The sequence below is a fragment of the Streptomyces sp. NPDC060035 genome, assembly GCF_042736635.1.
GTDB lineage: Bacteria > Actinomycetota > Actinomycetes > Streptomycetales > Streptomycetaceae > Streptomyces.
This window is the reverse complement of sequence record NZ_JBHWVO010000016.1, coordinates 35,719-58,264: the sequence shown is the minus strand read 5'-3', so window position 1 is coordinate 58,264 and position 22,546 is coordinate 35,719. Positions and strand designations below refer to the sequence as shown.

Sequence of the window (22,546 nt, the reverse complement as noted above, 5' to 3'; positions counted from 1 at the left end):
CGCTCACGGTAGTCGACCGGGTGGAAACGTGGCGGCCGGCCGCCACGGGAGCCATGTTTTGTCCGGTTGTGCGCCTGGTCGGCCTTGTCAGGGAACCGACGACACCGATGCGAGAGACCGACGACGTTTGTCAGCTGCCGAAGGACCAAGGGCCGAAGCGGCCCCACGTGATGAAGACGGAAAGCGCGAGATAGACCGTGTTGAGCAGCACCAGTTTGGACTGACCGAGGCGGCCGTGGGTGATCATGGCGCCGACCATGAGGGCGATCCAACAGGCGGCCGTCACCGGCACCATGACCGGTGCGATGTCGAGCACGGCGGGCAGGATCAGGCCGACCGCGGCCAGGAGTTCGAGGACCCCGAGGGTCTTGATGAAGCCGGCGCTTGCGTCTTGCGTCCATTCCCCGCCGTGCTGCGCGGCCAGTCTCGCCTTGGGGATGAAGGTCTTGCTGACGCCGCCGGCCAGGGCGACCGCGGTCAGCAGTCCGGCGGCGATCCAAAGAGTGAGGTTCATGGGTGGGCTCCCAGTCTTGTGTGAAGTGAGTGCGGCGTCGTGAAGATCGGCGGCGGATCCGCCGCCGAAGGTGGGTGCGTTGTCGCATGCCCGGTCGGCGAAGGTGCGCGCGGGTCGACCCAGCTGGTCTTCCACGGCGCTGGTGGTGGGTCCTGGGCGGTGGGCGTAGTCGGCCAGGGAGCCGAGCAGGCGGTCGGGGACCTCCTCGGGCAGCCCTGGCGCGAGCATGCCCTGGCGTATGTGCTCCGGCGGGAGTTCCTGGAAAGACAGTGCCCGGCCCAGGGCGGCGCCGATGAGGTGCACCTTCTCAACCTGGTCCAGCGACTGAGGCCCGGTCAGCGTGTGGATCGGCCCCGAGGGAACACTCCCGCGGAGGGCGCGAGCGGCGACCGCCTCGATGTCGGTTTCGTGGATAGGGAAGGTGGCGGCTTGGCCGTAAGCGCCGCGCACCACGTCACCGGACCTGATCTGCGGCGCCCAGGCCAGTGCAATGGCCGCAAAGTCGGCCAGGCACAAGACCGTCCGGTCCAGGTCGGAGCTGCTGACGAGGCCCTCGGCGTGCTCGAACTGCGTGGCGAAGCGGTCTTCCCCCGCGGAATTCCATGGTGGTGGCCGACAGCAGCACCACACGCTGTACGCCCTCCTGACGGCGAGCCGCAGGAGTTCGCCAGGTCCCGGGCCTGTGGCGCGCGGGCTGATCTGCAGGGCCTCCCCACCTTCTTGCGCCGCCTCGATCCGTTGGGGACGAAGCAGGTCGCCGATGACGGCTTGGACGCCGTCCGGGAGCGCGGCCGAGCCGGGGCCGCGCGTGACCGCAGTGATGGCCGTGCTCTCCTGGAGCAGCAGGTTCCTCACCTGACGCCCGACAACGCCGTTGGCTCCAGTGATCAGGATCTGAGGTGTGTTCCTTTACTTGTTGCTGAGTTCGGTTGATGCGGAGGGTGGGGGCATTGCGCCGCTCGTCCGTCATGGCGAGCCGACCCGGTCGAATCGGGTGCTCAAGAACAGGTGTCTACGGACTCGGGGAAGGGCGGTCGCCACACGACGCGGCCGGGGTGGTTGATGCACGTCCCGGTCGGCCCGTCGGTGGTGGTCAGACGCGCCTTTGCCCCAGGTGCCGGGGCGGCGAGCCCGTAAGCGGGGTGGAGTCGAGGTACCTGACCTCGTAGACGCGTTCGCTGAACTTCCAGCCGTCGGACGTGCGCTGGTAGCGGTCGTGATAGAGGGCGTAGTTCAGGTGCGAGCTGCCGTCGTTCATCCGCCCGAACTCCTGGATGTACGCACGCCCGACCGCGGTGTTGCCGTCGAGCCGGATGACGCCGGGGTGAACGTTCTGCACGAAGAACTCCCACAGTCCTTGCCCCCATTCGACCCCCGCGCGGATCTCCTCGCGGCCGACGAACTCCTTGTCGATGTGCGGCCATCGCATGGCGCCGTCGGGCGTGAACAGCGAGGCGACACGGTCGAAGTCGCGCATCATCACAGCGTCGGCGACCTCGCCGCGCAGCTCCTCGATCTCGAAGCGATCGACGACGGCCTGCATAGCGCTCATCGGGTTTCCCTGCCTTATCGATGCGTCGGTCAGGCGTCTGCCGCCTGTCCGGTGAGTGATGTGTCCAGCATCGATGCAGGTCAGCGGCGGAACAATGTAGAGTCCGTGGAGCTAGCCATAACGTGGGAGTTATGCATGGAGCTGCGCGACATCGAGATCTTCCTGACGTTGGCCGAAGAGCTGCACTTCGGCCGCACCGCCGAACGGCTTCACGTGTCCCAGGCCCGCGTCAGCCAGGCCATCCGCAGACAGGAACGCCGCCTAGGCGTGGCCCTGTTCGATCGCAGCAGCCGACGCGTGGCCCTGACCCCTGTCGGCCGGCGCCTGCGTGAAGACCTCCAGCAGGCCCTCGACCTCCTCCACGCGGGACTCGCCCGCGCCCAAGCAGCCGGCCCGGGCGAGGGCCGGACTCTACGGCTGGGCGTTTTCGGCCACGCCGGACACGAACTACGCCCCCTCGTGGACGCGTTCCGCACCCGCTACCCCGGTAGCGACATCCAGTTCGGCGAAATCAACGGCGCCGATGCGTTCACCGCCCTGCGCACCGGAGAGCACGACGCGCACGTGCTGTGGCTGCCCGTCGCCGAACCGGACCTCACCGTCGGCCCCACCGTGCTCACCGGAGGCCGCGTACTGGCCGTGGCCGCAGACCATCCGCTCGCCGAACGCGGCACCGCGTCCCTGGAAGACCTCGCCGACAACCACGTCGTCGACCTCGGTCCCGAAGCCCCCGAGTACTGGGTCGCCTCCATGGTCCCCACCCGCACCCCGCTCGGCCGCCGTATCCCCCGCGGGCCCGCCGCGCGGACCTTCCACGAGATCCTCTCTCTGGTCGCTGCCGGACGCTGCGTCCACCCGCTGGGCGAAATCGCCGCGCGCTACAACAAGCCCCCCGGCATCGTCTTCCTGCCCCTCCATGACGCCCCCACCCTCGAATGGGCGCTCACCTGGCGCACCACCGCGGACAGCCCCACCATCCGCGCACTGGCCCAAACCGCCGCCGCCCTCGGCCCCATCCCACTGTGACAGCGGCAACGGGCAGCGACCGGGGGCCATCAGCAGCTCCCCGACCTGTCATGGCCGCGGCGAGGCCGCGGCCAGGAGAGCACGTCCAGCCTTGGTGAGCTCGTGCGTGGCCGTGCGACCGGCCCGGCTGCTGTCGATCAACCCGGCGTCTCGCAGGATTGCCAGGTGTTCGCTGGCCGTCGGGGGCGTGACGCTCACCAGCCTGGCCACAACGGTCGTCTGCAGCGGAGTGGCGAGCGCGGCCAGGATCCTCGATCGAGTCACCCCCAGAAGACGGTCGAGCGACCTCGGAGTGGGAGGTGCCGCCCAGAGGTACCGCCCGGATGCCGGGTAATAGATCGCCGGAGTCCAGTGGTCCGAGGTGGTGCACTGCATCCGGTCGGTGATGAACAGTGACGGTACGAGAATGAGTCCTTCAGGGCAGTCGACGTCGATGTCGACGGTCTTCTCGACGGTGATGGTGTCGCCTTCGCACGCAGCGGAAGGGTGCAGGCGCGGAAGGACTGCGCGCAGCCCCTCGCGGTTGACCTGGATGGCCCGATCCAGCATCTCGGCACGCAGCGCCTGCCGCATGGACGGCCATTCCGGTTCAACAACTGCCTTCCAGAGGCGGCGCAGCGCATCGGCGGCCTCGGACCTGGCTCGGTCGGGGTCTTCGAGCAGTCGGCGGCCCACTTCTGCCCCGCGCCCCATCGTCGCGTCGACCAGCTCGGCGTACGTCTGGTCCGCCGGCGCGGCGAGGAGGGCATGCATGCCCTCCTCGAACGTTGGCTCACTGGACATCGGCGATGGGTCGAGGAAATCGGGTCGATACGCGCCATAGGCCATGAAGACCGTGAGCGCCCCCAGGTCGGGGAGCGAGAGACGGCGGCGACGGCGAAGCCACGGGTGGAACATCGGGTGACGCTGCGGCTCGGTCAAGAGCTGGGCAAGACTGACCACTTCGTGGATCGGCGACATCGCCCACCGCACACTCGCAGCACCAACGCCCAATCGGTAACGGATCACTCCACTATTGTTAGGCCACCGCCGAAGTGAGCGCGAGCAGAACGGCGAAGCACCGAGACTCGGGTCATGACCGACACGGAGTCGATTGCCCGGTGTTCCAAGGAACCCGAGCGAGCCCCACAGACGCGAACGATCCGGCTGGGCGCCAGCGGATCGACCATCGAAGTCCTCGCGGGTCCGGCGGAGACCAGCGGGATCGTGAGCATCTACCGGTGGCGCATGGCGCCGTCCGGCCGGGGACCTGCCCCGCACTTTCACACGACGTTCAGCGAGACCTTCATCGTTGAAGAAGGTGAAATCGACTACTTCGATGGGCGGGCCTGGCGAACACTGCTGCCCGGCGACACCACGCATGCCGCGGTGGGTGACGTCCACGCGCTCCGCAAGGAGCGCGCCGAACCTGCCACCCTCCTTATGGCACTCACGCCAGGTGTACCGCGCGAGGAGTACTTCGCACAGCTCGCCACTGTGAACGAGCGGGACCTGAGCCGGCTTCACGCAGCCCACGACAACCATTTCGTCGACGACTTCGAGCGGTGAGGGCACCGGCAACGGCATGTGCCCCGTCCCCCGACCCACCCAACGACCTGGAATGCGCTGGTAGAACTGCTCCCGCGCGTGATCGCCACCGCCGAGCCGGGCCCGGAGGCCGACTTCGTCCGCAGTGACCCTCAAGGTGTTGGTGATCTCTGCCTACGACCTGGAGCAGGCTGGCGAGGCGTTCGGCGCCGGCAAGATCGCGCTCACCGTCGCCTGATCCACCCCTTTCCCAACGGGTTTCCCAGCAAAGGATTCACTGTGCCCAGCATCGCCATCGTCGGAGCCGGCCCCGGTATGGGCCTGGCCATCGCTCGTACCTTCGGCTCCCACGGCTTCGACGTCGCTCTCATCGCCCGCAACCGCGACAAGCTCGACGACCTGGTCGGCCGGCTCGACGCCGAAGGCATCACCGTCGCCGCGTTTCCCGCGGACGTACTCGACCATGACGCGCTCACCCAGGCGCTCAAGGACGCCGCCACCCGCTTCGGCGGAATCGACGTCCTGGAGTACTCCCCGGCCCGGAGCCTCGAATCCACGACGCTCATCGCTCCGTCAGAGACCAACCCGTCCGATGTGCAGTGGGCGATGGACTTCCTGCTCTACGGGGCCATTGCCGCCACACGGGCCGTGCTGCCCGCAATGCGCGAGGCCGGCGTGGGCACCCTGCTCTACACCAACGGCGCCGGCTCGGTCGACCCCACTCCGATGCTCGGCAACCTCAACGCCGCCCAGGCCGCGCTGCGCAACTGGGTACTCAGCCTGCACAAGGAACTGGCCGACACCGGCGTCCAGGCCGCGCACGTCGCCATCGGCGTGTGGATCGGCACGGACGGCCCGCCCGGAGTACCGGCGGCCTCGGCCGAGGAGGTCGCCCCCCTCTACTGGGACCTGCACACGCAGCGCGACGAAGTCGAGCGCGTCTTCACCGTGTGACGCCGTCCCGGCCCTCCCCGTCCCACCATCGTTGATCCTTGATCCGCCAGTACGGCGGTGGCCTGCCTCGGTGCCTTGGGACAACCGATTGCGGGAGGCAGTACCGAAGATGGCCAATCAGGCGCTCCGGCTCCCACTCCTGCCGCACCCCGCGCTCCCTCCGGTCGTCATGACCGGACCAGCCTCGCCGAGCACGGCCCCCGATGAGCCCCGAAGATCAAAAACGCTGACAAGCACACCCCGATCCGCTACAGAGAGCTACGTGTCACTTCGCCGTAGCTTCGGGAGAACAGGGCCGAGGAGGCCGTACCCAACCGGCTCACGGCCTCGTCCTACTGAACGCTCCCGCGCCCGCCCCAGGCGCACGACAATGGGGTTAGCTCACCGCGAGGACGTTGAGCACGGGGTCGGGAGTCTAAATTGTGGGGATTCTTGCGGCCGTGGGCCGTACTCATCGGAGTGGCTGCTGCAGCGGCTGCAGGAGCCTTGGCGGGAGCGGTGTGGTTGCCGGGATGGGCCACGGCCGTCATCGCGGCGGCTGGTGCGGCCTTGACCGGCGTGTTCACCGCCGAGGCCCAAAGCGCGCTGGCCCATCGCCGCCGCCTGGCGCGCCAGGTCGAGGACTTACGTCTTCAACCGTGCCGTGTGCGTGAAGTGTCGGACCCCATCGCTCTCGGTGTCCACCCCGCGGCGGCGCGCGGCGGCCCGCCAACGGGCAGAGACCGCCTGCCCGACTTCGTCCGCAGAGATCGGTTCGACGATGTACGACGTCGCATCGCCTCCGGCGGCTTCATTCTGATCGTCGGTGAATCGACAGCCGGCAAGTCACGGCTGGCTTTCGAGGCGATGCAGGCGGCCGTTCCCGGGCACATATTTTTTCACGCGCGGCCGACGCAGGACCTGCAGGTGTTGGCTGCACGGGTCGCCGCGACCCGGAACTGCGTGGTGTGGTGCGACGAGTTCGACCAGTTCCTTCGAGTGGGAGGGCTGACAGCGGACATGGTCACCACCATGCTCGCGGGGTCCCGTCGGCACGTGACTCTGATCGCCTCAATGCGCAGCAAGGAGTACGACCGGTACAGCGCTCGACAGCGGGATGTGACAGAAGCGGCAACCTGGCAGGCGGGCCGCGACGTGCTTCTCATGGCGCAGGATCCGGTTGAGCTGGATCGTCTGTGGACCCCACGTGAGATCCGCCTGGCGCGGTCGTCCGTCGATGACCTGCGCATCAGGGCGGCAACCGAGGGAGCGAGCCGGTTCGGGGTGGCAGAGCTGCTGGCCGCGGGTCCCGAGCTGGTGAAGGACTGGAAGCACGCCTGGCAGGCAGGTGAACATCCACGCGGTGCCGCCCTGGTCGCGGCCGCAGTCGACTGTCGACGTATGGGATTGCACCGCCCTGTCATCGAGGAGGTCCTGCTGCGGCTGCACGAGGAGTACCTGGACGCGCGTGGCGGCCCGCTGTTGCGCCCGGAATCCCCAGATGCGGCCTTCGGCTGGGCCACGTCGGCCGTGCACGGGGCGAGCAGTCTCCTGCTGCCGGCGAGCGGCGGGTACCTGGCCTTCGACTATCTGATCGACCTGCCGTGGCTGCCTCCCGTACCCGAGAACAGCTGGCGAGTCCTCCTGGCGACGGCTTCACCCGACGAGGCGTTCAGCATCGGGTGGGCGGCCGTGCACCTGATGCGTACGACCATCGCGGTCGAGGCATTCGACTTCGCGCGCCGCTGCGGGGTGCCCGAAGCCGAGTACGCGCATGCCATCGCACTGGGCAACGCCGGGCGCCCTGCGACAGCGGTCCAGGCGCTGTGGACCCTTCTCGAACAGCGCCGCGGCCATCTCGGTGACGACCACCCCGCGACTCTTGTCGCACGCAACGACATCGCCCGCTATCTCCTCGAAGCCGGAGAGCTCGTCCGAGCGTCCGGCATCCTGGACCAACTGGTCCTGGACCGACAGCGGGTCTTGGGCGCCGGGCATGAGCAGACACTCGCAACGCGCAGGCTCTCTGCGCGCTCGTGCAGGGAGTCGGGGGATTTCGCCGGATCCGTTCAGAGGTATCGCGCACTCCTGCCTGATCAGGAGCGCGCCTTGGGTCACGAACACATGGATGTGCTCCTCACTCGTCAGGAACTCGGCCGTACCTTGGGGCTCGCGGGCCGCGTGACTGAAGCGTTGGAAGAACTGGAACGGACTCGGACCGACCAGGAACGGGTGATAGGCCCGTCCCATCCCCAGGTCCTCACTACTCGTCACGAGATCGCCGTCCTGACCGGACAGGCGGGTGACCCCGCCGAGGCCATTCGACAGCTCGAAGCCATACTCGTCGATCAAGAACGTATCCTCGGACGGCACTCGCGGACCTTGAGCACCCGGCACCAACTCGCGCTATTCATCGGGGAAGCAGGTGACCCGGGCGAGGCCGTCCTCCAGCTGGCGCACGTGATCGCCGAACAGAGGGAATTCCACGGAGCACGCCACCCGCGCACCCTGGCAACACGCTACGACCATGCACGCATGGTTGGCCTGTCCGCCGGGCGGGCACCAGCGCTCCCCTTACTGGCGGCGCTGGGTGAGGACTGCCACAGCGTGCTCGGTGATATGCACCCGCTCACCATCCGCGTACAGGAAGGGGCACCGTAGGGGCCATAGGCGACTACATTCGCTGACATGGATCGCGGGTCGCCTGGGTTGGCCGACACAACGGCTGACTTCCTTGTCCGGCGGGGGCTGCTTCGATCAGGCCCCGACACGCGTCGAGGGTGATCGGTGCAGGTGACAGTGTCAATGCGGTCTGCCGAAGAAGCGGATCTCAGGCCGTTCATCGGTGCCGCGTCCGCGCTCTGCGGTCCGGTGTTGCCGGGTGGCGTGTTGCCGCTGAAGGGGAGTCCGAACCAGACGGCGCGGATTGCTGGAGCACGCGAAGCCGGACCGGCTGGTGGAACTCGACATACGACACCGGTCCGACGGTGGTCCGGTGCATTGACGGGGGGTCAGGCCGTGGCTAGCTTCAAAAGGCGCGCTGACCTGACCCCTGGCACGCCCACCATCTCCTCGCGCCCCGTAGTCCCTCCACGCTCGATCGGTTCGGGAGCCTCGATGAAGCCCAGCAGAACTGTCCTCTGCATCCTCTCCGCCTTCATGACAACGTTATCCGTCGGAATAGCCGCGCCGCCGGCCTCGGCCGCTCCGGCGGCGGCGGTATGCAACAGGTACTGCGACGCCCGGGATCCGGGTTTGAGCCCTCAGGACCGGCAGCCGGTGACGGCCGCACTGTCGGGCCGCTCGGTCGTGCTGCACTTCGATGACACCGACGCCATGGGCTGGGCGTCCATCGACAACGGCACCACCGGCGACGAGGTGTGGCTCGACCGCAGCTTCGACGGCGGCCGTACCTGGGCCTCCGGCAGCAGACTCGGCAGCACGACGATCCCGTCCGGCCGACGCGGCTGGCGAACGCTGATGTACAACGTGGACGACTGGAACACCCAAGGCGTCGGAGCCTTGCGGGCCTGCGGGCAGGCAGGCGGTGCCATCGCGTGCACTCCATGGGCGCGGACCACGTGGAACGCAGGCGATCGGCGGACCGCAGCGGCCACCGCGCTGATGATGTCGTACGACCGCACCACCAAGCTCTTCGGCAGCAACGGGTGGTGGACCGGCGCCAACGCTCTGACGGCGATCGTCGACAACGCCCGGATCACCGGCATGGGCAGCTACACCTACACCATCGCCCAGACGTACGACAAGAACATCGACGCACAGGGCGGGCAGTTCAGGAACGAGTACCTGGACGACACCGGCTGGTGGGGCCTGGCCTGGGTGGCCGCGTACGACATGACCGGTGACATCCGCTACCTGAACACCGCCCGGGCCGACGCCGACCACATGTGGGCCAACTGGAACGGCACCTGCGGCGGCGGAGTGCGGTGGAACTCCAACGGCAACTACAAGAACGCGATCACCAACGAGCTGTTCCTCCAGCTCACCGCCGCCCTGCACAACCGCGTCCCCGGCGACACGACATATCTGAACCGGGCGAAGAGCGAGTGGTCGTGGTTCCGGAACAGCGGGATGATCAACAGCAGCAACATGATCAACGACGGTCTCAACGACGCGTGCGTCAACAACGGCCAGCCGACGTGGACGTACAACCAAGGCGTGATGTTGGGTGGTCTGACCGAGCTGTACCGGGCCACCGGCGACTCCACCCTGCTGAGCACCGCCCGCACCCTGGCCGACGCCTCGACCGAACGGCTGCAGACCGACGGAGTCCTGCGCGAGCCGGGCGAGAGCGACGCATGCACCGATGACGGCGCCAGCTTCAAGGGCGCCTACGTCCGCGGACTGGGCCGGCTCAACACCCAGCTCAGCGACCATCCGTACACCGGGACCCTCGCGAGCTGGGCGAACACCGCCTACACCCGCGACCGCAATCCCCTCGACCAGTACGGACCGCACTGGAGCGGCGGCGCCGGCACCACGGACTACGGCTGCCAGCAGAGCGCCCTGGACCTCCTCAACGCGGCCGGCTGACGGTGTCCGGCTCGCACGGGGCCGTCCGAACAGGCGGGGGCCGACTCGGTCGTTACGCAGGAGCGGTCGGTGACCGTCCGCCTTCTGCGGTCACCCACCCGTGGTGCGCCATGCCGAACTGCAACACGGGAATCGTCGACAGGGTCAGGAACCCGTGCGTGACCGTTCCTCCGAAGGGACCGGCCGCCGCCCGGTCGGGGTCGGGGAGGATCCACAGGGGATCGCCGGGGGCCTCGGCAAACACATCGATCCGGTCATGCGCAGAGTGCCGGTCCGCGTAGCCGAGATGCGGGCCGGTCCCCGACTCCGGACCAGCGAGACGCTGTGCCGTCGCGCTCACAGTTCAAATAGTCCTGCCGCGCCCATGCCACCGCCTACGCACATCGTGACCACCGCGAATCGGGCGCCACGCCGACGTCCTTCAAGCAGCGCGTGGCCGACCATGCGGGCGCCGCTCATGCCGTACGGGTGGCCGATGGCGATGGCCCCACCGTTGACGTTGTAGCGCTCGGGATCGATACCGAGCTGGTCGCGGCAGTAGAGCGCCTGCGAGGCGAAGGCTTCGTTCAGTTCCCAGAGGTCGATGTCATCAACAGTGAGGCCGTGCTGCTTGAGCAGCTTCGGAATGGCGAACACCGGACCGATGCCCATCTCGTCGGGTTCGCAACCCGCGACCGCCATGCCACGGTAGGTCCCGAGCGGCTCAAGACCGCGCCGCTCGGCCTCGCGGGCCTCCATCACGACGACAGCAGCCGCGCCGTCCGAGAGCTGCGATGCATTCCCGGCCGTGATGGTCGCGCGGTGGTCCCCGCGATCAGGCAGCACCGGTCGCAGCGCCCTGAGGTCATCGAGCGTCGTGGTGGGCCGGTTGCTCTCGTCCAGCTCCAGGGTGAACGGGATCGGGCTGTTCCCGTCCGGATCCGCCTTGACGTCGAGGCACTCACCGCTGAACGACACTATCTCGTCGGCGAACAGGCTCTGCTGCTGTGCCTGCGCCGTACGCCGCTGGGACTCGAGGGCGTAGGCGTCCTGCGCGTCTCGTGAGATGCCGTATCGCTGCGCCACCGTCTCCGCGGTCTCCAGCATCGAGACGTAGATGTCGTGGCCCTGCTCGACCAGCCACGGGTCGTCTGCCCGGTGGCTGTTTCGGTACCGGTCGTCCTGCACGAGGGAGATGGACTCCACCCCACCGCCGATCGCGACGTGCATGCCGTCGCAGATCACTTGCTTGGCGGCGGTCGCGATGGCCATCAGTCCTGAGGCGCACTGCCGGTCGATGGTCATGCCCGGCACCGAGACATCGATCCCGGCCCGCAGGATCGCCTGGCGCGCCACGTTGTAACCACTCGCGCCCTCCTGCATCGCACAGCCGAGTACGACGTCCTCTATCTCCTCCGCCTGCAGACCTGCCCGTTCGATCGCCGCGCTCAATGCATGCGCCGCGAGCGCCTGGGGCTGGGTGTTGTTGAAGGCACCCCTGTAGGCCTTGCCTATGGGTGTACGGGCAGTCGAGACGATCACTGCTTCGCGCATGGCTATCTCCGTTGTTGTGGAAGTGGGGGTGTCAGATCGCGATGCCGCCGTCGACGGGGAGGACGACACCGGTGATGTAGCCCGCCTCGTCCGACGCCAGGAACGCCACCGCAGAAGCCATCTCGGCCGGGTCGGCGAAGCGCTTGAGCGGGATCTGTGCGAGGAGCTGCTCGCGCTTCTCGGGCGGGACGCCGGCGATCATCCGGGTCTCAGCGTTCGGCGAGATCGCGTTGACGGTGATGCCGAAGCCGGCGAGCTCCTTGGCGGTGGCCTTGGTGAACCCGATGATTGCGGCCTTCGCGGCGCCGTAGTTCGACTGCCCGATGTTGCCGCGGAGCCCGGTGTACGAGGTGACGTTGATGATCCGGCCCGCGCCCTGCGCCCGCATATGCGGGACGGCCGCCCGGGTCAGCTTGAAGGTGCCGCCCGCATGCACGGCCAGGACCTGGCTCCAGTCGTCGTCCGACAGCTTCCAGACCACGCCGTCGCGCAGGATGCCGGCGTTGTTGACGACGATGTCGACCCGGCGGGTCCTTCGCAGCGCCGCCTCGACGACGGCCTCGACATCGGCGGTGTTCGACACGTCCGCGGCGATCCCGAAGGCGCCGATCGCCTCGGCCGCCTCACGAACGACGTCCTCGTCGAGGTCCACCATCACCACCTGGGCGCCCGCAACGGCGAAGCGTTCGGCGATCGCCAGCCCCACCCCACGGGCAGCTCCGGTGACGATGACGGTGCGTTCGGTGAAGTCGAACTCAACGTTCGCCATGCCCGCCGCTCTCCGTATCCGAGGCGAGTGGCGTGCACGACACCATGCCGGTGTCCGGGTCCGTCGCATCGGTGGTGACGCTGACCATCACGGCATCTCCGATGGCAACGTCGCTGCCCTTCTCGGAAGCGTTCGTGCGGCACACCATGCGCACGTGCGGCGCGTCATCGAAGGTGACGAGGGCGATGCCGTACGGCGTCCGGCCACGCGTCGCCGCGGTGAACGCGTAGCGGACGGTGGTGACGCTGTAGACAGTGGCGCGCCCTGACACCGGCGCCCACTGAAGGCGCTCCGAGAAGCAGTGCGGACAGCGCTCCATCGGGTACCAGTGGTGTCGGCCGCAGTCCAGGCAATGAGGCAGAAGGACAGTGTCCGCACCCGCCTCCCGGAAGAACTGGCCGAACGAGCTGATCGGGATCCCGACCGTTTCCTGCACACTCATGACATCTCCTAGTTGCTCAGCATCAGCAGCGCGTAGTCGGGCACGGACAGGCCGGTCACCAGACCGACACGGGCGTTCTCGACCTGGTTCGGTCCGGCATCGCCGCGGAGCTGACGCACCGCCTCGATGACGTGCTCGGCACCCAGCAGGTAGCTGTGGGCCAGAAGACCGCCGTGCGTATTGACCGGAAGGCGGCCACCGAGTCGGGTCTCACCGGCGAGGGCGAACTTGCCCGCCGTACCCCTGTCGCAGAGTCCGAGGTCCTCGAGTTGCAGCAGGCACGAGATCGTGAAGCAGTCGTAGACCTCGGCGAAGTCGACCTCGCTCAACGAGAGCGACGCGTCACGCTCCACCGCGGCGCGTGCCTGCGCCGTACCGGGGAAGCTCAGGTAGTCCGGCCGCTGGGTGAAGATGTCGTCGCCCGAGGTCGCTTCGGAACCGAAACCGACGCCGCGGACGTGGACCGGCCGATGAGGGCTGTCGACAGCGCGCTCCTCGAGGGTGAGCACATAGGCGACCGCTCCGTCACTGATCAGGCAGCAGTCCTCGAAGCGCAGCGGGTCCGAGATCATCGGCGTGGCGAGGTACTGCTCCATCGTGAGCGGAGTCGTCTTCTGACCGACACCGGCACGCACGGCGTACTCGCGCTGCGCGACGGCGAAGGCGCCGAGCTCCTCGTCCGCCAGGCCGTACTCCTCGGCGTAGCGCGCGGCCAGAAGGCCGAAGTACTCCGGCTGGGCATCGAACCCGATCGGCTTCTCATAGGCACGCTTGGCCGGATACATGTCGTGGAACCCGTAGGGCCCGCTCGGCCGCGAACCCCAGTCGACACCGAAGTAGACGAGCACGTTGCGGCATAGCCCCTGCTGCAGGCCGGTTCGGGCGAGGAGTGGAGCCCCGACGGAGCCGGCACCGCCGTAGGACAGGGAGGCGTCGAAGGTGCGGGTGATTCCGAGCTGCGCCGACAGCCAGTCGCGCGGCACCGAACCCGACATGATGACCGAGTCCGACACCATGCCGTCGATGTCCTCGGGTTGGAGACCGGCGTCCTCGATCGCGGCGAGGGCCGCGTCGACCACGAGGCGCCTGATGCTGCTCGTCGATCGACGAGCCGGCGGCGTGGCGCCGATGCCGGTGATGCAGATGTTGCCTGTGGAACTCATTGACTCTCCTTCATTGGTCGATGGCGAGGCTCAGGCCCGCGCCTCGAGAAGCTCGCGGATGACCTTCCCGGTGACGTTCCTCGGGAACTGGTCGACCTCGATCCGGTGGAACACCTTCGGCACCTTGTAACCAGCGAGTTCACGGCGGCAGGCCGCCTCGAGGTCTCTGGTCACGACCGGCCGGTCGGTCGCCACGAACGCGACGGGGGTCTCGCCCCAGTGCGGATCGGGTTTGCGTACGACGACGACCTCCACGACGCCCGGGCAGGCCATCAGCACACGCTCGATCTCGGCGGGGTAGACGTTCTCGCCACCGCTCTTGATCAAGTACTTCGTGCGCCCGACGAAGTGGAGGAACCCGTCCTCGTCGGCGCGCAGCAGGTCACCCGTGCGATACCAGCCGTCCACCAGCGCGGACCGGGTCGCCTGCTCGTCGTGCAGGTAGCAGCTGAAGAGCGTCGGACCGCTGACCTGCATCTCGCCGGGCTCGCCGAGAGCGGCGTCAGTGCCGTCCGCCCGCGCCAGCCGGTAGTTCGCCAGCGCGGTGAACCGCTTGCCCAGGTGGTCCGGGTAGGTGCCCGGTGCGATCGCACCGTAGGTGAGCGGACCGGCCTCGGTCATGCCGTAGGAGTTGTAGTAGGAGGTTCCCAACAGCTCGGTCAGCTCGCGGACCTGTGCCGGGGGAACGAGGTCCGCCATGGCACCCACCAAGCGGATCGGCATCACCGGCCGGTCGTCCTGGCGGAGTCGCTCGATCAGTGTCCCGATCGCACCCGGCATCATCACGAACCAACCGAGCCGGACCTGGTGCAGGTACTCGTTGATCACCTCGACGTCGAAGCCGTCGACCACGATGTACCGGCTGCCCAGAACCGCACAGATGAAGATGTAGTCGGCCGAGACGAGGTGGAACATCGGCGCCCAGGCGAGGTGCGCGTCATCGGCGCCGAGACGCATGTCGGTCGCCGCGAAGGCCGCCCGGGCGATCATCGCCCGCTGCGAGATCGCCGCCGCCTTCGGACGCCCCGTCGTACCGCTGGTGTAGATGATCGTGACGAGATCCTCGGCATCGACCTCGACCGCCGGCTCCTCCGCAGCGAACGGGTCGACGAACCGCTCGTAGAAGTCGCTCTCGCCTCGCGGTGAAACAAGCTCGACCGATCGCTCCGTCATGGTGATCAGGTCGCGGTAGGCCGGCTGCGCGAAGACCAGTCGCGGCCGGCACAGCTCCACCGCGTAGGCGACCTCGTCCTCGCTCTGTCGCCAGTTCAGGATCGCCAGGGCCGCTCCGAGCTTCGCCACGGCGTGCTGGAGCAGGGCGTGCTCGACGGAGTTGCTGCCGAGGACCGCGACGGTGTCGCCGCGCCGTACCCCGGCCTCCGCTAGCCCGTTGGCCAGCCGGCTCGTGATCGCGTGCAGCTCGGCGTAGCTGTACTCCTGCCCCTCGGCGGTGAGGGCGAGCCGGCGCGGATTCGTCTTCGCCTGGTTGCGCAGGACGCCGGCCAGCGTCAGCTGAGGGGTCGCGCCCCGGCTGTTCGACGGGGTGTTCGCAGTTTCGACGGACATGGCCGACCTCCTGGTGACTGAGCGCTCATTCAGCTACGTTATGGCGCATCAGTTTGGGACGTCAAGAGACTCCTGGGTTGTTCTTCGCCCCGGAGTTCGGACGGCATCCAGTCCGCTTGTTAGGAGCTATCCAGTGATACGCAAGGTCGCCATCGCAGGTGTCGGCTACACCGACCTGAGCCGCAATTCCGGACACTCCGTCCTCGACCTGGCCACCGGGGCCGCCCTGAGTGCCTGCGCCGACGCGGGACTCCCTCCGTCGGCGATCGACGGCATCGCCAGCTTCATGGTGAGCAACGACTCCGAGCCGTGCGAATCACTCGCGACGGCACTCGCCCTCCCGGGACTGCGCTACGTCATGGATGCCAACGGAGCCGGTCAGTCGCCCTGCCATCTGGTCGGCAATGCCACGATGGCGATCGCGACCGGCGCGGCCGACCATGTGCTCGTCTTCCGGGCGCTCAACGGCCGCTCCGGCGTACGGGTCGGCGCCTCCCGCTTCGCCGGGAAGTCAGCGCCGTACCGCTACCCGATCGGCTACAACGCGTACATGATGTACATCGCGATGTGGGCACGCCGGTTCCTGCACGAGACCGGCCAGGGCGAGCGGGACCTCGCCGCTGTCGCGGTGGCCCAACGGGCGTACGCCGAGTTGAACGACCGTGCCATCCTGCGCACGCCGCTGACGTACGACGACTACTTCGCCTCTCGGCGCGTCGTCGATCCGTTCCGGCTGCCCGACTGCACGACCGAGGTCGACGGCGCCTGCGCGGTGCTGCTCACCAGCCTCGACCGGGCCCGCGATCTTCGCCGGCCTCCGGCGGTCGTCGCCGCGCACGCCTACCGCGCCGGCGCGCGCCCGGGCCTCGACATCGGAAACCACACCATGGTCGAGGACTACACCCACAACTTCACCGCACTGCTGCGCGAGGACCTCTACGCGGCGGCCGGCATCGGTGCGGGCGATGTCGACTTCGCGCAGATCTACGACTGCTTCACCAGCACGGTCCTGATGGGCCTCGAGGGCCTCGGCCTGTGCGAGCGCGGCGAGTCCGGCGCCTTCGTGCGCTCCGGGGCCACCGGCCTCGGCGGCTCGCTGCCGGTCAACACCAACGGCGGTCTGCTCAGCGAGGGGTACGTACACGGCATGAACACCGTCGCCGAGGCGGTCCTGCAGATCCAGGGCCGCGGTGGTGAGCGCCAATCAGCCCGCCACGACGTCGGGGTGGTGACGTCGGGCGCGCTGATCGACGGGTCCGCACTGGTGCTGACCAGCGACAGATGAGCCTCAGCCGACGCGGGACCGGCTGGTCGGTCCCGCGTCGTACGTCGCGGCGGTCACGCCGGCGGCGCGCAGGTCGTTCTTCCGGACCTTGGCGGTCTGTGTGCGCGGCAGTTCATCGAGGAACTGGAGGTAACGCGGTACCGCGAAGTACGGCAGCCGCTCCCGACACCAGGCCAGCACCTCCGCGTGCGCCGCCGCGGGAGCGTCGTCGCGCAGTACGACGGAGACCATGACCTCGTCCTCGCTGAGCTCCGAGGGGATGCCGTACGCCGCGACGTCACCGACCGACGGGTGCGACAGCACCACCTGCTCCACCTCGTAGGAGGAGATGTTCTCCCCCGAACGACGCATCGAGTCCTTGGCCCGGTCCATGAAGTAGAACCACCCGTCCTCGTCGCGCCGCATGAGGTCACCGGTGTGGAACCACAGGTTGCGCCATGCCGCGATGGTCGCCTCCGGCATGCCGTAGTACCCGAGCTGGCTGGCGAACGGCTGCAGCGGGCGTACGACGAGCTCGCCGGGCTGACCGTCATTCACCGGTGCGTCCCATTCGTCGACGAGCCGGCACTCCCACCCCGGCAGAGCACGCCCGCACGCCTCCGGCTGCCGCTGACCGTCAGGTATCCCGAGCGGCACGCCGAGGTCCGTCGAGCCGTAGAGCTGGGTGCTCTCGAACCCGAACCGCCTCTCGAACTCCTCGATGTAGCCGACCGGTGGCGGAATCACCAGAGCCTTGCGCAGCCGGTGGTCCCGCTCGTCGTCACTGGGCTCACGCTTCCAGAGCAGTGCTCCCATCGAGCCGAGCATGTTCGTCACGGTTGCGCCGGATCCCTTGATGGCGGGCCAGAACCCGGAAGCGCTGAAGCGCGGCGCGACCACGAGTTTCGCGCGGACGATCAGGGCGGGCAGGAACGAGGTGCACAGGCCGTTGGCGTGGAAGAGCGGCAGGCAGGTGAAGAGGACGTCGGAGGAGGTGTGGCCCATGACGGCCATCGCGCTCTCCGCCTTGCCGATGGCTGTCCGGTGGGTCCACATGACCCCCTTCGAGGGCCCGGTGGTCCCGGAGGTGAACATGATGCTCGCGAACGTCGACGGGAGTGCCGAGTGCGGCGCCGGCTCTCCGACCCCGGCCAGGAAGGCCGTGGTCGTCGGTCCGGTCGAGGCATCCGACACCTCGAGCACCTGAGGCGCCCGCTCCAGGTCCGCCGCGACGGTGGCGATATCGGCCAGGAAATCCTGCTCCGCGACCATCAGCACCGGGCCGGAGAGATTGAGCATATGGTGCAGGACGCTGCCGCGCATCGCCGTGTTGAGCGGCACCGACACCAGGCCGGCGATGGCCGTGCCGAGCCACCAGGCGAGGAAGTCGATCCGGTTGCCGATCATCAGGGCGACCCGGTCACCGGGAGCATGTCCCGCTCGCTGGAGCCCGGACGCCACGGCCTCCGCCCGCGCGTACAGCTCACCGGCCGTGTACGCGCGGTCGTCGAGGAAGTCCACCAGGACATGCTCGGGGTCCTCCGCTGCCAGTCGCTGGACCATGAGGTGAGGCACGTACTCGGTCATCGCCGGTCCTCTCCATGCGGCCCGACCGGCTCGAAGGCCAGGCGGGTGAACTCGGGCAGGTCCTCGAAGGCAGCCCGGACGACCATGCCCGGCTTGATCCGGTCGAACGCGGCACCGATGAATCGCCCGTTGATGCGGGGTCCCTCATCCAGGTCGACGTCGAGGACCGCGTAGGGCACATCGGCCTCGAACGCGGGATGGAACGCATGGTGGGCCACGAACCAGGAGTGGACCCGGCCGGTACCGGCGACCTCGCGCATCTCGATGTGGTCCTCCCCGGCACCGCACTCGGGACAGCCGGGCATCGGCGGGAAGAACCAACGGTCACAGGTGTGGCAGAACGGGATGCGCAGCGTGTGCTCGCGCAGCCCCTCCCAGAAGGGTGCCGAGTCGGGGCCGGGCACCGGTGCAGGGACGTTCGTGGTCATGGTCACCTGTCCTTCGTCAAGACGATCGCGGAGCCGGAGAGGTAGGCGCCCGAGGTGACGACGGCGACATCGTTCTTCGGCACCTGACGCTCACCGCCGAGCCCCTGCATCTGCCACACGGCCTCGGTCACCGTGTTCATGCCGTGCACATAGCCCTCCGACAGGAGGCCGCCATGGGTGTTGGTCGGCAGCTTCCCGCCCGGCGAGGTGTGGCCCTCGCGCGCGAAACGACCGGCTCCCCCGGGCTCGCACAGTCCGAGACCCTCCATGTTGAGCGCGAGCGCACCGGTGAAGCAGTCGTAGATCTCGGCGTAGTCGACGTCCTCAGGGCCCAGCCCGGCACGCTTCCACAGGGGTGCCGCGAGGTGGCTGGAGAAGTTGCGGAGGTAGTCGTCGTACCGGAGCGAGCTGCCCATGTCGAGGTCGAAACCGTGCGTGGCCCAGGCCGCGCTGCTGATGACCGCCGGGGTGAGGTCGAGATCCCGAGCGCGCTCCACCGAGGTCACCAGGACGGCTGCTGCACCATCGACCTCGGTCGTGCAGTCGGGCAGACGGAAGGGCTCGGCGACCCAGCGTGACGCGAGATAGCTCTCCTCGGTCAGCGGCTCCCGGAGGATCGCGCGCGGGTTCCGCTCCGCCCACCGACGCTCGGCGATCGCGATGGCGCCGAAGTCGAGCTCGGTCGCCCCGGTCTCGATCATGTAGCGCCGCGCCCACATCGCGGCGACCTGGGGGTAGGCGACGAAGCCGAGCGGGTAGCGGAACTCCGTGCCACCACCGACGGCCGCACGCTGGCCGATCCGGACACCCGATCGACCGTTCATGGCCCGGAACACGATCACGTTGTTTGCGAAGCCGCAGGCCACGGCCATCGCGGCGTGCGCAACCATGTGCGCCGCCGACTGGCCGCCCTGGGCGAAGTCCATGACGTAGCTGAGGTCGCGGGCTCCGATGACCGCGCCCAGCGCCTCGGCCTGCACCGAGTCGTCGTACATGCTGTACTGCACGACCCCGTCGACGGTGGTGGGATCCAGACCAGCGGCCGAGCACGCGGCGAGCGCGGCCTCGCGGGCGAGCGAGAGCACGCTGCGACCGGACCGTCGGGTCAGCTCCGTCATGCCTGCCCCGGCGATCGCCGTCCGTCCTGCGAACGGATCCATCACACACCCCCCGTCAGGGTCAGGCCGCCGTCGATGGTGAGCACCTGACCCGTGATCCACGCGGCGTCCCTCGACAGGAGGAACGTGATCGCGGCGGCGACGTCCTCGGGCTCGCCGAGGCGCTTCATCGGGTACGTCGCGGTGACCTCGTCGTCCTTGTCGGCGAACAGTGGCGCGGCAAAGCGTGTACGGACGACGGCGGGAGCGACCGCGTTGACCCGGATGCGCGGGGAGAGCTCGAGGGCCAGCTGTTGGGTGAGGTGCATCAGCGCGGCCTTGCTGGCGCCGTACACGCCGATCCGGTCGGCCGGCTTGAGACCGGCCACGGAGGCGACGTTGACGATCGCGCCGTCCCGTTCGGCCAGACCCGCCGCCACCGCGTGCTGGGCCCAGCCGATCGCGGCGAGGACGTTGGTGTTGAGGATCGTCGCCGCCGTGTCCAGGGGCGTGTCGACGATCCGGTGGAACGCCGGGTTGATGCCGGTGTTGTTCACCAGCAGGTCGAGCGAGCCGAAGCGCTCCAGGACCGCGTCGACCGTGGCGCGCTGGTGTTCGGTGTCGTCGGCCGAGCCGGCCATCCACATGGCCACGTCCGGGCCGCCCAGCTCCTGGACGGCGTCGGCCAGCGCCGGCTTCTTGCGTCCGGTGATGCAGACGAAGCCGCCCTCCTGGACGATCCGCCGGGCGGTCGCGAGGCCGATGCCGCGGCTCGCGCCGGTCACGATGGCGACCCGGCCCTCGAAGCGGCCGGTGTCGGGGCTCTGGGGCATGTTCATCAGGCCACCTCCTTGAAACGAAGCTCGGTCCATTCGGGATGATCGACGTATGTCGCGACGACGGGGAGGCCGAAGGCGGGCACCTCGACGTCGTCCATCCGCCCGACGACCCGCACGCCTTCCTCCAGGTCGACCGTCACCAGCGCATAGGGCACCTCGGCCGCGAACTCCGGCCAGAACGCCTGCCGGACGACGATCCAGGAGTAGATCTGCCCCCGTCCGGACAGCTGCCGCCACGCGTGCTCACGTGCGACGCAGTAGGGGCAGTGCGACATGGCCGGGTAGCGGACCCGTGCGCAGGCGTCGCAGCTCTGCAGGAGCAGACGACGCTCGCGCAGTGCGTCCCAGAACGGCTCGCTGTCGAGATCTCGCTCCGGCACCGGCAACGGTGGCGCGGTCGACCGGATGGCTGATGGGGACACGCTCGACTCCTCATGGATGTCACGAATTGTTGGTTGCTCACTGGGTGCTGGTCACGCCACGGAGACGCCCCCGTTCACGCTCAGCACCTGGCCCGTCGTGCGCGCCGATCGCGCATCGCACAAGAACGCGATCGCCTCGGCGACGTCAACGGGGCTGGCCACGCCGAGGCTCGCCGCCCGCGCGGCGCGGTCGAACAGCTCGGCGCTGAAGCCCTTCGCCATCACCCGCTCGGTCGTCGGAGTCCCCGAGACGAGGGAAGGCGTGACCGCGTTGACGCGTACGCCATCACGTCGGCCCTCCAGCGCGGCGACCCGGCTGAACATCACGATGCCCGCCATCGCCGCGCCGATGACCGACTCGCCGGGGGTCGGCACCTTGGCCGCGTCGGAGGCCACGTTCACGATCGCTCCGCCGCCACGGGCCCGCATGTGCTTCAGGGCGAGCCCGGTGATGTGCAGGGGTGGCAGCGCGAAGCTGGTGAGCGTCCCGGCGAAGCTCGCCTCCGGCGTGCGGTGGACCAGGTCGAGCACGATCGAAGTCGGCACCGTCGAGGTGATGGCGAAGTCGAGCGGTCCGATCGCCGCGATGGCCTCGGCAACTGCGCGCTGCGCGTCGTCGGGATCGGCGGCATCGGCCTGCACGAAGCGTGCGTCGATGCGGTCTCCGAGTCTTGCGACCGCTGCGCGACCGCGAGCGGCGTCGCGTCCCACCAGGGCCACGGCCCTCAACCCGGCATCGGCGAGCAGCTCCGCGGTCGCCAGCCCGATGCCCGACGTACCGCCGACGATCAGGGCAGTGCCCGACCGGATCCGGGGGACGTAGTGCGGTGTGTCCACGCTCAGCACCGCCCTTCGGCGGGACAGCTCACGGCGCGGTCGTAGTGACCGTCGATATCGGCCGGCTCCACCCAGATGCCTTCGGCGCTGGCCAGCACCGTCTCCGTGCCGGCCAGCCGCATCTCGCCGCGCATCAGGCGCCGTTGCTTTCCGGCGAGGGTGCCTTGCGCGGTGACGACGACCCGGGTGCCGATCGGCACCGGCCGGCGATAGCGCACGGTGAGCTCCGACGTCACCGCCCACGAGCTCAGCGCGGTGGCGGCGTAACCGAGGAACTCGTCGAAGACCCACGCCGTCCAGCCTCCGTGCGCCACCGTCCGACCGACCGCATCCTCGGGTACGACGAACTCGCCCCGGACCGTGCCGTCGGGCAGGACCCGGAGATCGTCGACCCCGACCCGGCACGTCCCGCGGGCCTCACACTGCTGGCACAGCTCGACATCGCGTACAAGGTCGCTCTTGACCCTCATCGTCATTCTTCTCACCGTCCGTT

At 68.6% G+C, this 22,546-nt stretch carries 22 protein-coding genes; 6 read left to right on the top strand and 16 right to left on the bottom strand.

Annotated elements, in window-relative coordinates; translation table 11 throughout:
- Positions 1-130 precede the first annotated feature (130 nt).
- Positions 131-1,402, bottom strand: a complete 1,272-nt coding sequence (locus ACFWBQ_RS24210; protein WP_385493703.1) for a DoxX family protein — start codon at positions 1,400-1,402, stop codon at positions 131-133.
- Positions 1,403-1,607: 205 nt separating this feature from the next.
- Entirely contained in the window at positions 1,608-2,066 is a 459-nt protein-coding gene (locus ACFWBQ_RS24205; protein WP_385492723.1) for a nuclear transport factor 2 family protein, read from the bottom strand.
- A 135-nt stretch (positions 2,067-2,201) separates the two neighbouring features.
- On the opposite strand from ACFWBQ_RS24205, the gene ACFWBQ_RS24200 reads away from it, so the two are divergent.
- Positions 2,202-3,092, top strand: a complete 891-nt coding sequence (locus ACFWBQ_RS24200) for a LysR family transcriptional regulator (protein ID WP_385492721.1) — start codon at positions 2,202-2,204, stop codon at positions 3,090-3,092.
- 48 nt (positions 3,093-3,140) lie between these two features.
- Here the strand turns inward: ACFWBQ_RS24200 and ACFWBQ_RS24195 are convergent, their stop codons facing one another.
- Complete coding sequence (locus ACFWBQ_RS24195; protein WP_385492718.1) at positions 3,141-4,052, bottom strand: DUF5937 family protein; 912 nt, start codon at positions 4,050-4,052, stop codon at positions 3,141-3,143.
- Between the two features lie 114 nt (positions 4,053-4,166).
- Between ACFWBQ_RS24195 and ACFWBQ_RS24190 the strand changes: the two genes are divergently transcribed.
- From ACFWBQ_RS24190 to ACFWBQ_RS24175, 4 genes are all read left to right on the top strand, one after another.
- Complete coding sequence (locus ACFWBQ_RS24190; RefSeq protein WP_385492716.1) at positions 4,167-4,640, top strand: cupin domain-containing protein; 474 nt, start codon at positions 4,167-4,169, stop codon at positions 4,638-4,640.
- 258 nt (positions 4,641-4,898) lie between these two features.
- Positions 4,899-5,573: an SDR family NAD(P)-dependent oxidoreductase gene (locus tag ACFWBQ_RS24185; RefSeq protein WP_385492713.1), complete on the top strand. Its 675-nt coding sequence runs from the start codon at positions 4,899-4,901 to the stop codon at positions 5,571-5,573.
- Positions 5,574-6,131: 558 nt separating this feature from the next.
- On the top strand, positions 6,132-8,213 hold the full coding sequence (locus ACFWBQ_RS24180) for a tetratricopeptide repeat protein (RefSeq protein ID WP_385493694.1): 2,082 nt from the start codon (positions 6,132-6,134) through the stop codon (positions 8,211-8,213).
- A 498-nt stretch (positions 8,214-8,711) separates the two neighbouring features.
- A complete protein-coding gene (locus ACFWBQ_RS24175; protein WP_385492709.1) occupies positions 8,712-10,106 on the top strand; it encodes a glycoside hydrolase family 76 protein in 1,395 nt (464 codons plus the stop codon).
- Between the two features lie 52 nt (positions 10,107-10,158).
- Here the strand turns inward: ACFWBQ_RS24175 and ACFWBQ_RS24170 are convergent, their stop codons facing one another.
- From ACFWBQ_RS24170 to ACFWBQ_RS24145, 6 genes are read right to left on the bottom strand one after another with little or no spacing between them, the layout of a single operon-like run.
- Positions 10,159-10,446 (bottom strand): MaoC/PaaZ C-terminal domain-containing protein, encoded by a 288-nt coding sequence (locus ACFWBQ_RS24170; protein WP_385492707.1) that lies wholly within the window; start codon positions 10,444-10,446, stop codon positions 10,159-10,161.
- Complete coding sequence (locus tag ACFWBQ_RS24165) at positions 10,443-11,639, bottom strand: acetyl-CoA C-acyltransferase (protein ID WP_385492703.1); 1,197 nt, start codon at positions 11,637-11,639, stop codon at positions 10,443-10,445. The genes ACFWBQ_RS24170 and ACFWBQ_RS24165 overlap by 4 nt, the downstream gene beginning before the upstream one ends.
- 31 nt (positions 11,640-11,670) lie before the next feature.
- On the bottom strand, positions 11,671-12,408 hold the full coding sequence (locus tag ACFWBQ_RS24160; protein WP_385492700.1) for an SDR family oxidoreductase: 738 nt from the start codon (positions 12,406-12,408) through the stop codon (positions 11,671-11,673).
- Positions 12,395-12,850, bottom strand: a complete 456-nt coding sequence (locus ACFWBQ_RS24155) for a Zn-ribbon domain-containing OB-fold protein (RefSeq protein WP_385492697.1) — start codon at positions 12,848-12,850, stop codon at positions 12,395-12,397. The genes ACFWBQ_RS24160 and ACFWBQ_RS24155 overlap by 14 nt, the downstream gene beginning before the upstream one ends.
- 8 nt (positions 12,851-12,858) lie before the next feature.
- A complete protein-coding gene (locus tag ACFWBQ_RS24150; RefSeq protein ID WP_385492694.1) occupies positions 12,859-14,013 on the bottom strand; it encodes a thiolase family protein in 1,155 nt (384 codons plus the stop codon).
- A gap of 30 nt (positions 14,014-14,043) precedes the next feature.
- Positions 14,044-15,579, bottom strand: a complete 1,536-nt coding sequence (locus tag ACFWBQ_RS24145; protein ID WP_385492691.1) for a class I adenylate-forming enzyme family protein — start codon at positions 15,577-15,579, stop codon at positions 14,044-14,046.
- Positions 15,580-15,712: 133 nt separating this feature from the next.
- Here ACFWBQ_RS24145 and ACFWBQ_RS24140 point away from each other — a divergent pair, with 133 nt between their 5' ends.
- Positions 15,713-16,864, top strand: a complete 1,152-nt coding sequence (locus ACFWBQ_RS24140; protein ID WP_385492688.1) for a lipid-transfer protein — start codon at positions 15,713-15,715, stop codon at positions 16,862-16,864.
- Between the two features lie 3 nt (positions 16,865-16,867).
- Here ACFWBQ_RS24140 and ACFWBQ_RS24135 read toward each other — a convergent pair whose 3' ends face one another.
- From ACFWBQ_RS24135 to ACFWBQ_RS24105, 7 genes are read right to left on the bottom strand one after another with little or no spacing between them, the layout of a single operon-like run.
- A complete protein-coding gene (locus ACFWBQ_RS24135; RefSeq protein ID WP_385492686.1) occupies positions 16,868-18,430 on the bottom strand; it encodes an AMP-binding protein in 1,563 nt (520 codons plus the stop codon).
- Positions 18,427-18,858, bottom strand: coding sequence for a Zn-ribbon domain-containing OB-fold protein (locus tag ACFWBQ_RS24130; RefSeq protein WP_385492684.1), 432 nt, complete (start codon positions 18,856-18,858; stop codon positions 18,427-18,429). Before ACFWBQ_RS24130 ends, ACFWBQ_RS24135 begins: the two co-directional genes overlap by 4 nt.
- A gap of 2 nt (positions 18,859-18,860) precedes the next feature.
- Positions 18,861-20,018 (bottom strand): lipid-transfer protein, encoded by a 1,158-nt coding sequence (locus tag ACFWBQ_RS24125; RefSeq protein WP_385492681.1) that lies wholly within the window; start codon positions 20,016-20,018, stop codon positions 18,861-18,863.
- Positions 20,018-20,794, bottom strand: coding sequence for an SDR family oxidoreductase (locus ACFWBQ_RS24120; RefSeq protein WP_385492679.1), 777 nt, complete (start codon positions 20,792-20,794; stop codon positions 20,018-20,020). Before ACFWBQ_RS24120 ends, ACFWBQ_RS24125 begins: the two co-directional genes overlap by 1 nt.
- Positions 20,794-21,216, bottom strand: a complete 423-nt coding sequence (locus ACFWBQ_RS24115; RefSeq protein WP_385492675.1) for a Zn-ribbon domain-containing OB-fold protein — start codon at positions 21,214-21,216, stop codon at positions 20,794-20,796. The genes ACFWBQ_RS24120 and ACFWBQ_RS24115 overlap by 1 nt, the downstream gene beginning before the upstream one ends.
- Positions 21,217-21,267: 51 nt before the next feature.
- Complete coding sequence (locus ACFWBQ_RS24110) at positions 21,268-22,053, bottom strand: SDR family NAD(P)-dependent oxidoreductase (protein ID WP_385492673.1); 786 nt, start codon at positions 22,051-22,053, stop codon at positions 21,268-21,270.
- A gap of 2 nt (positions 22,054-22,055) precedes the next feature.
- Positions 22,056-22,529 (bottom strand): PaaI family thioesterase, encoded by a 474-nt coding sequence (locus tag ACFWBQ_RS24105; RefSeq protein WP_385492670.1) that lies wholly within the window; start codon positions 22,527-22,529, stop codon positions 22,056-22,058.
- Between the last annotated feature and the right edge of the window lie 17 nt (positions 22,530-22,546).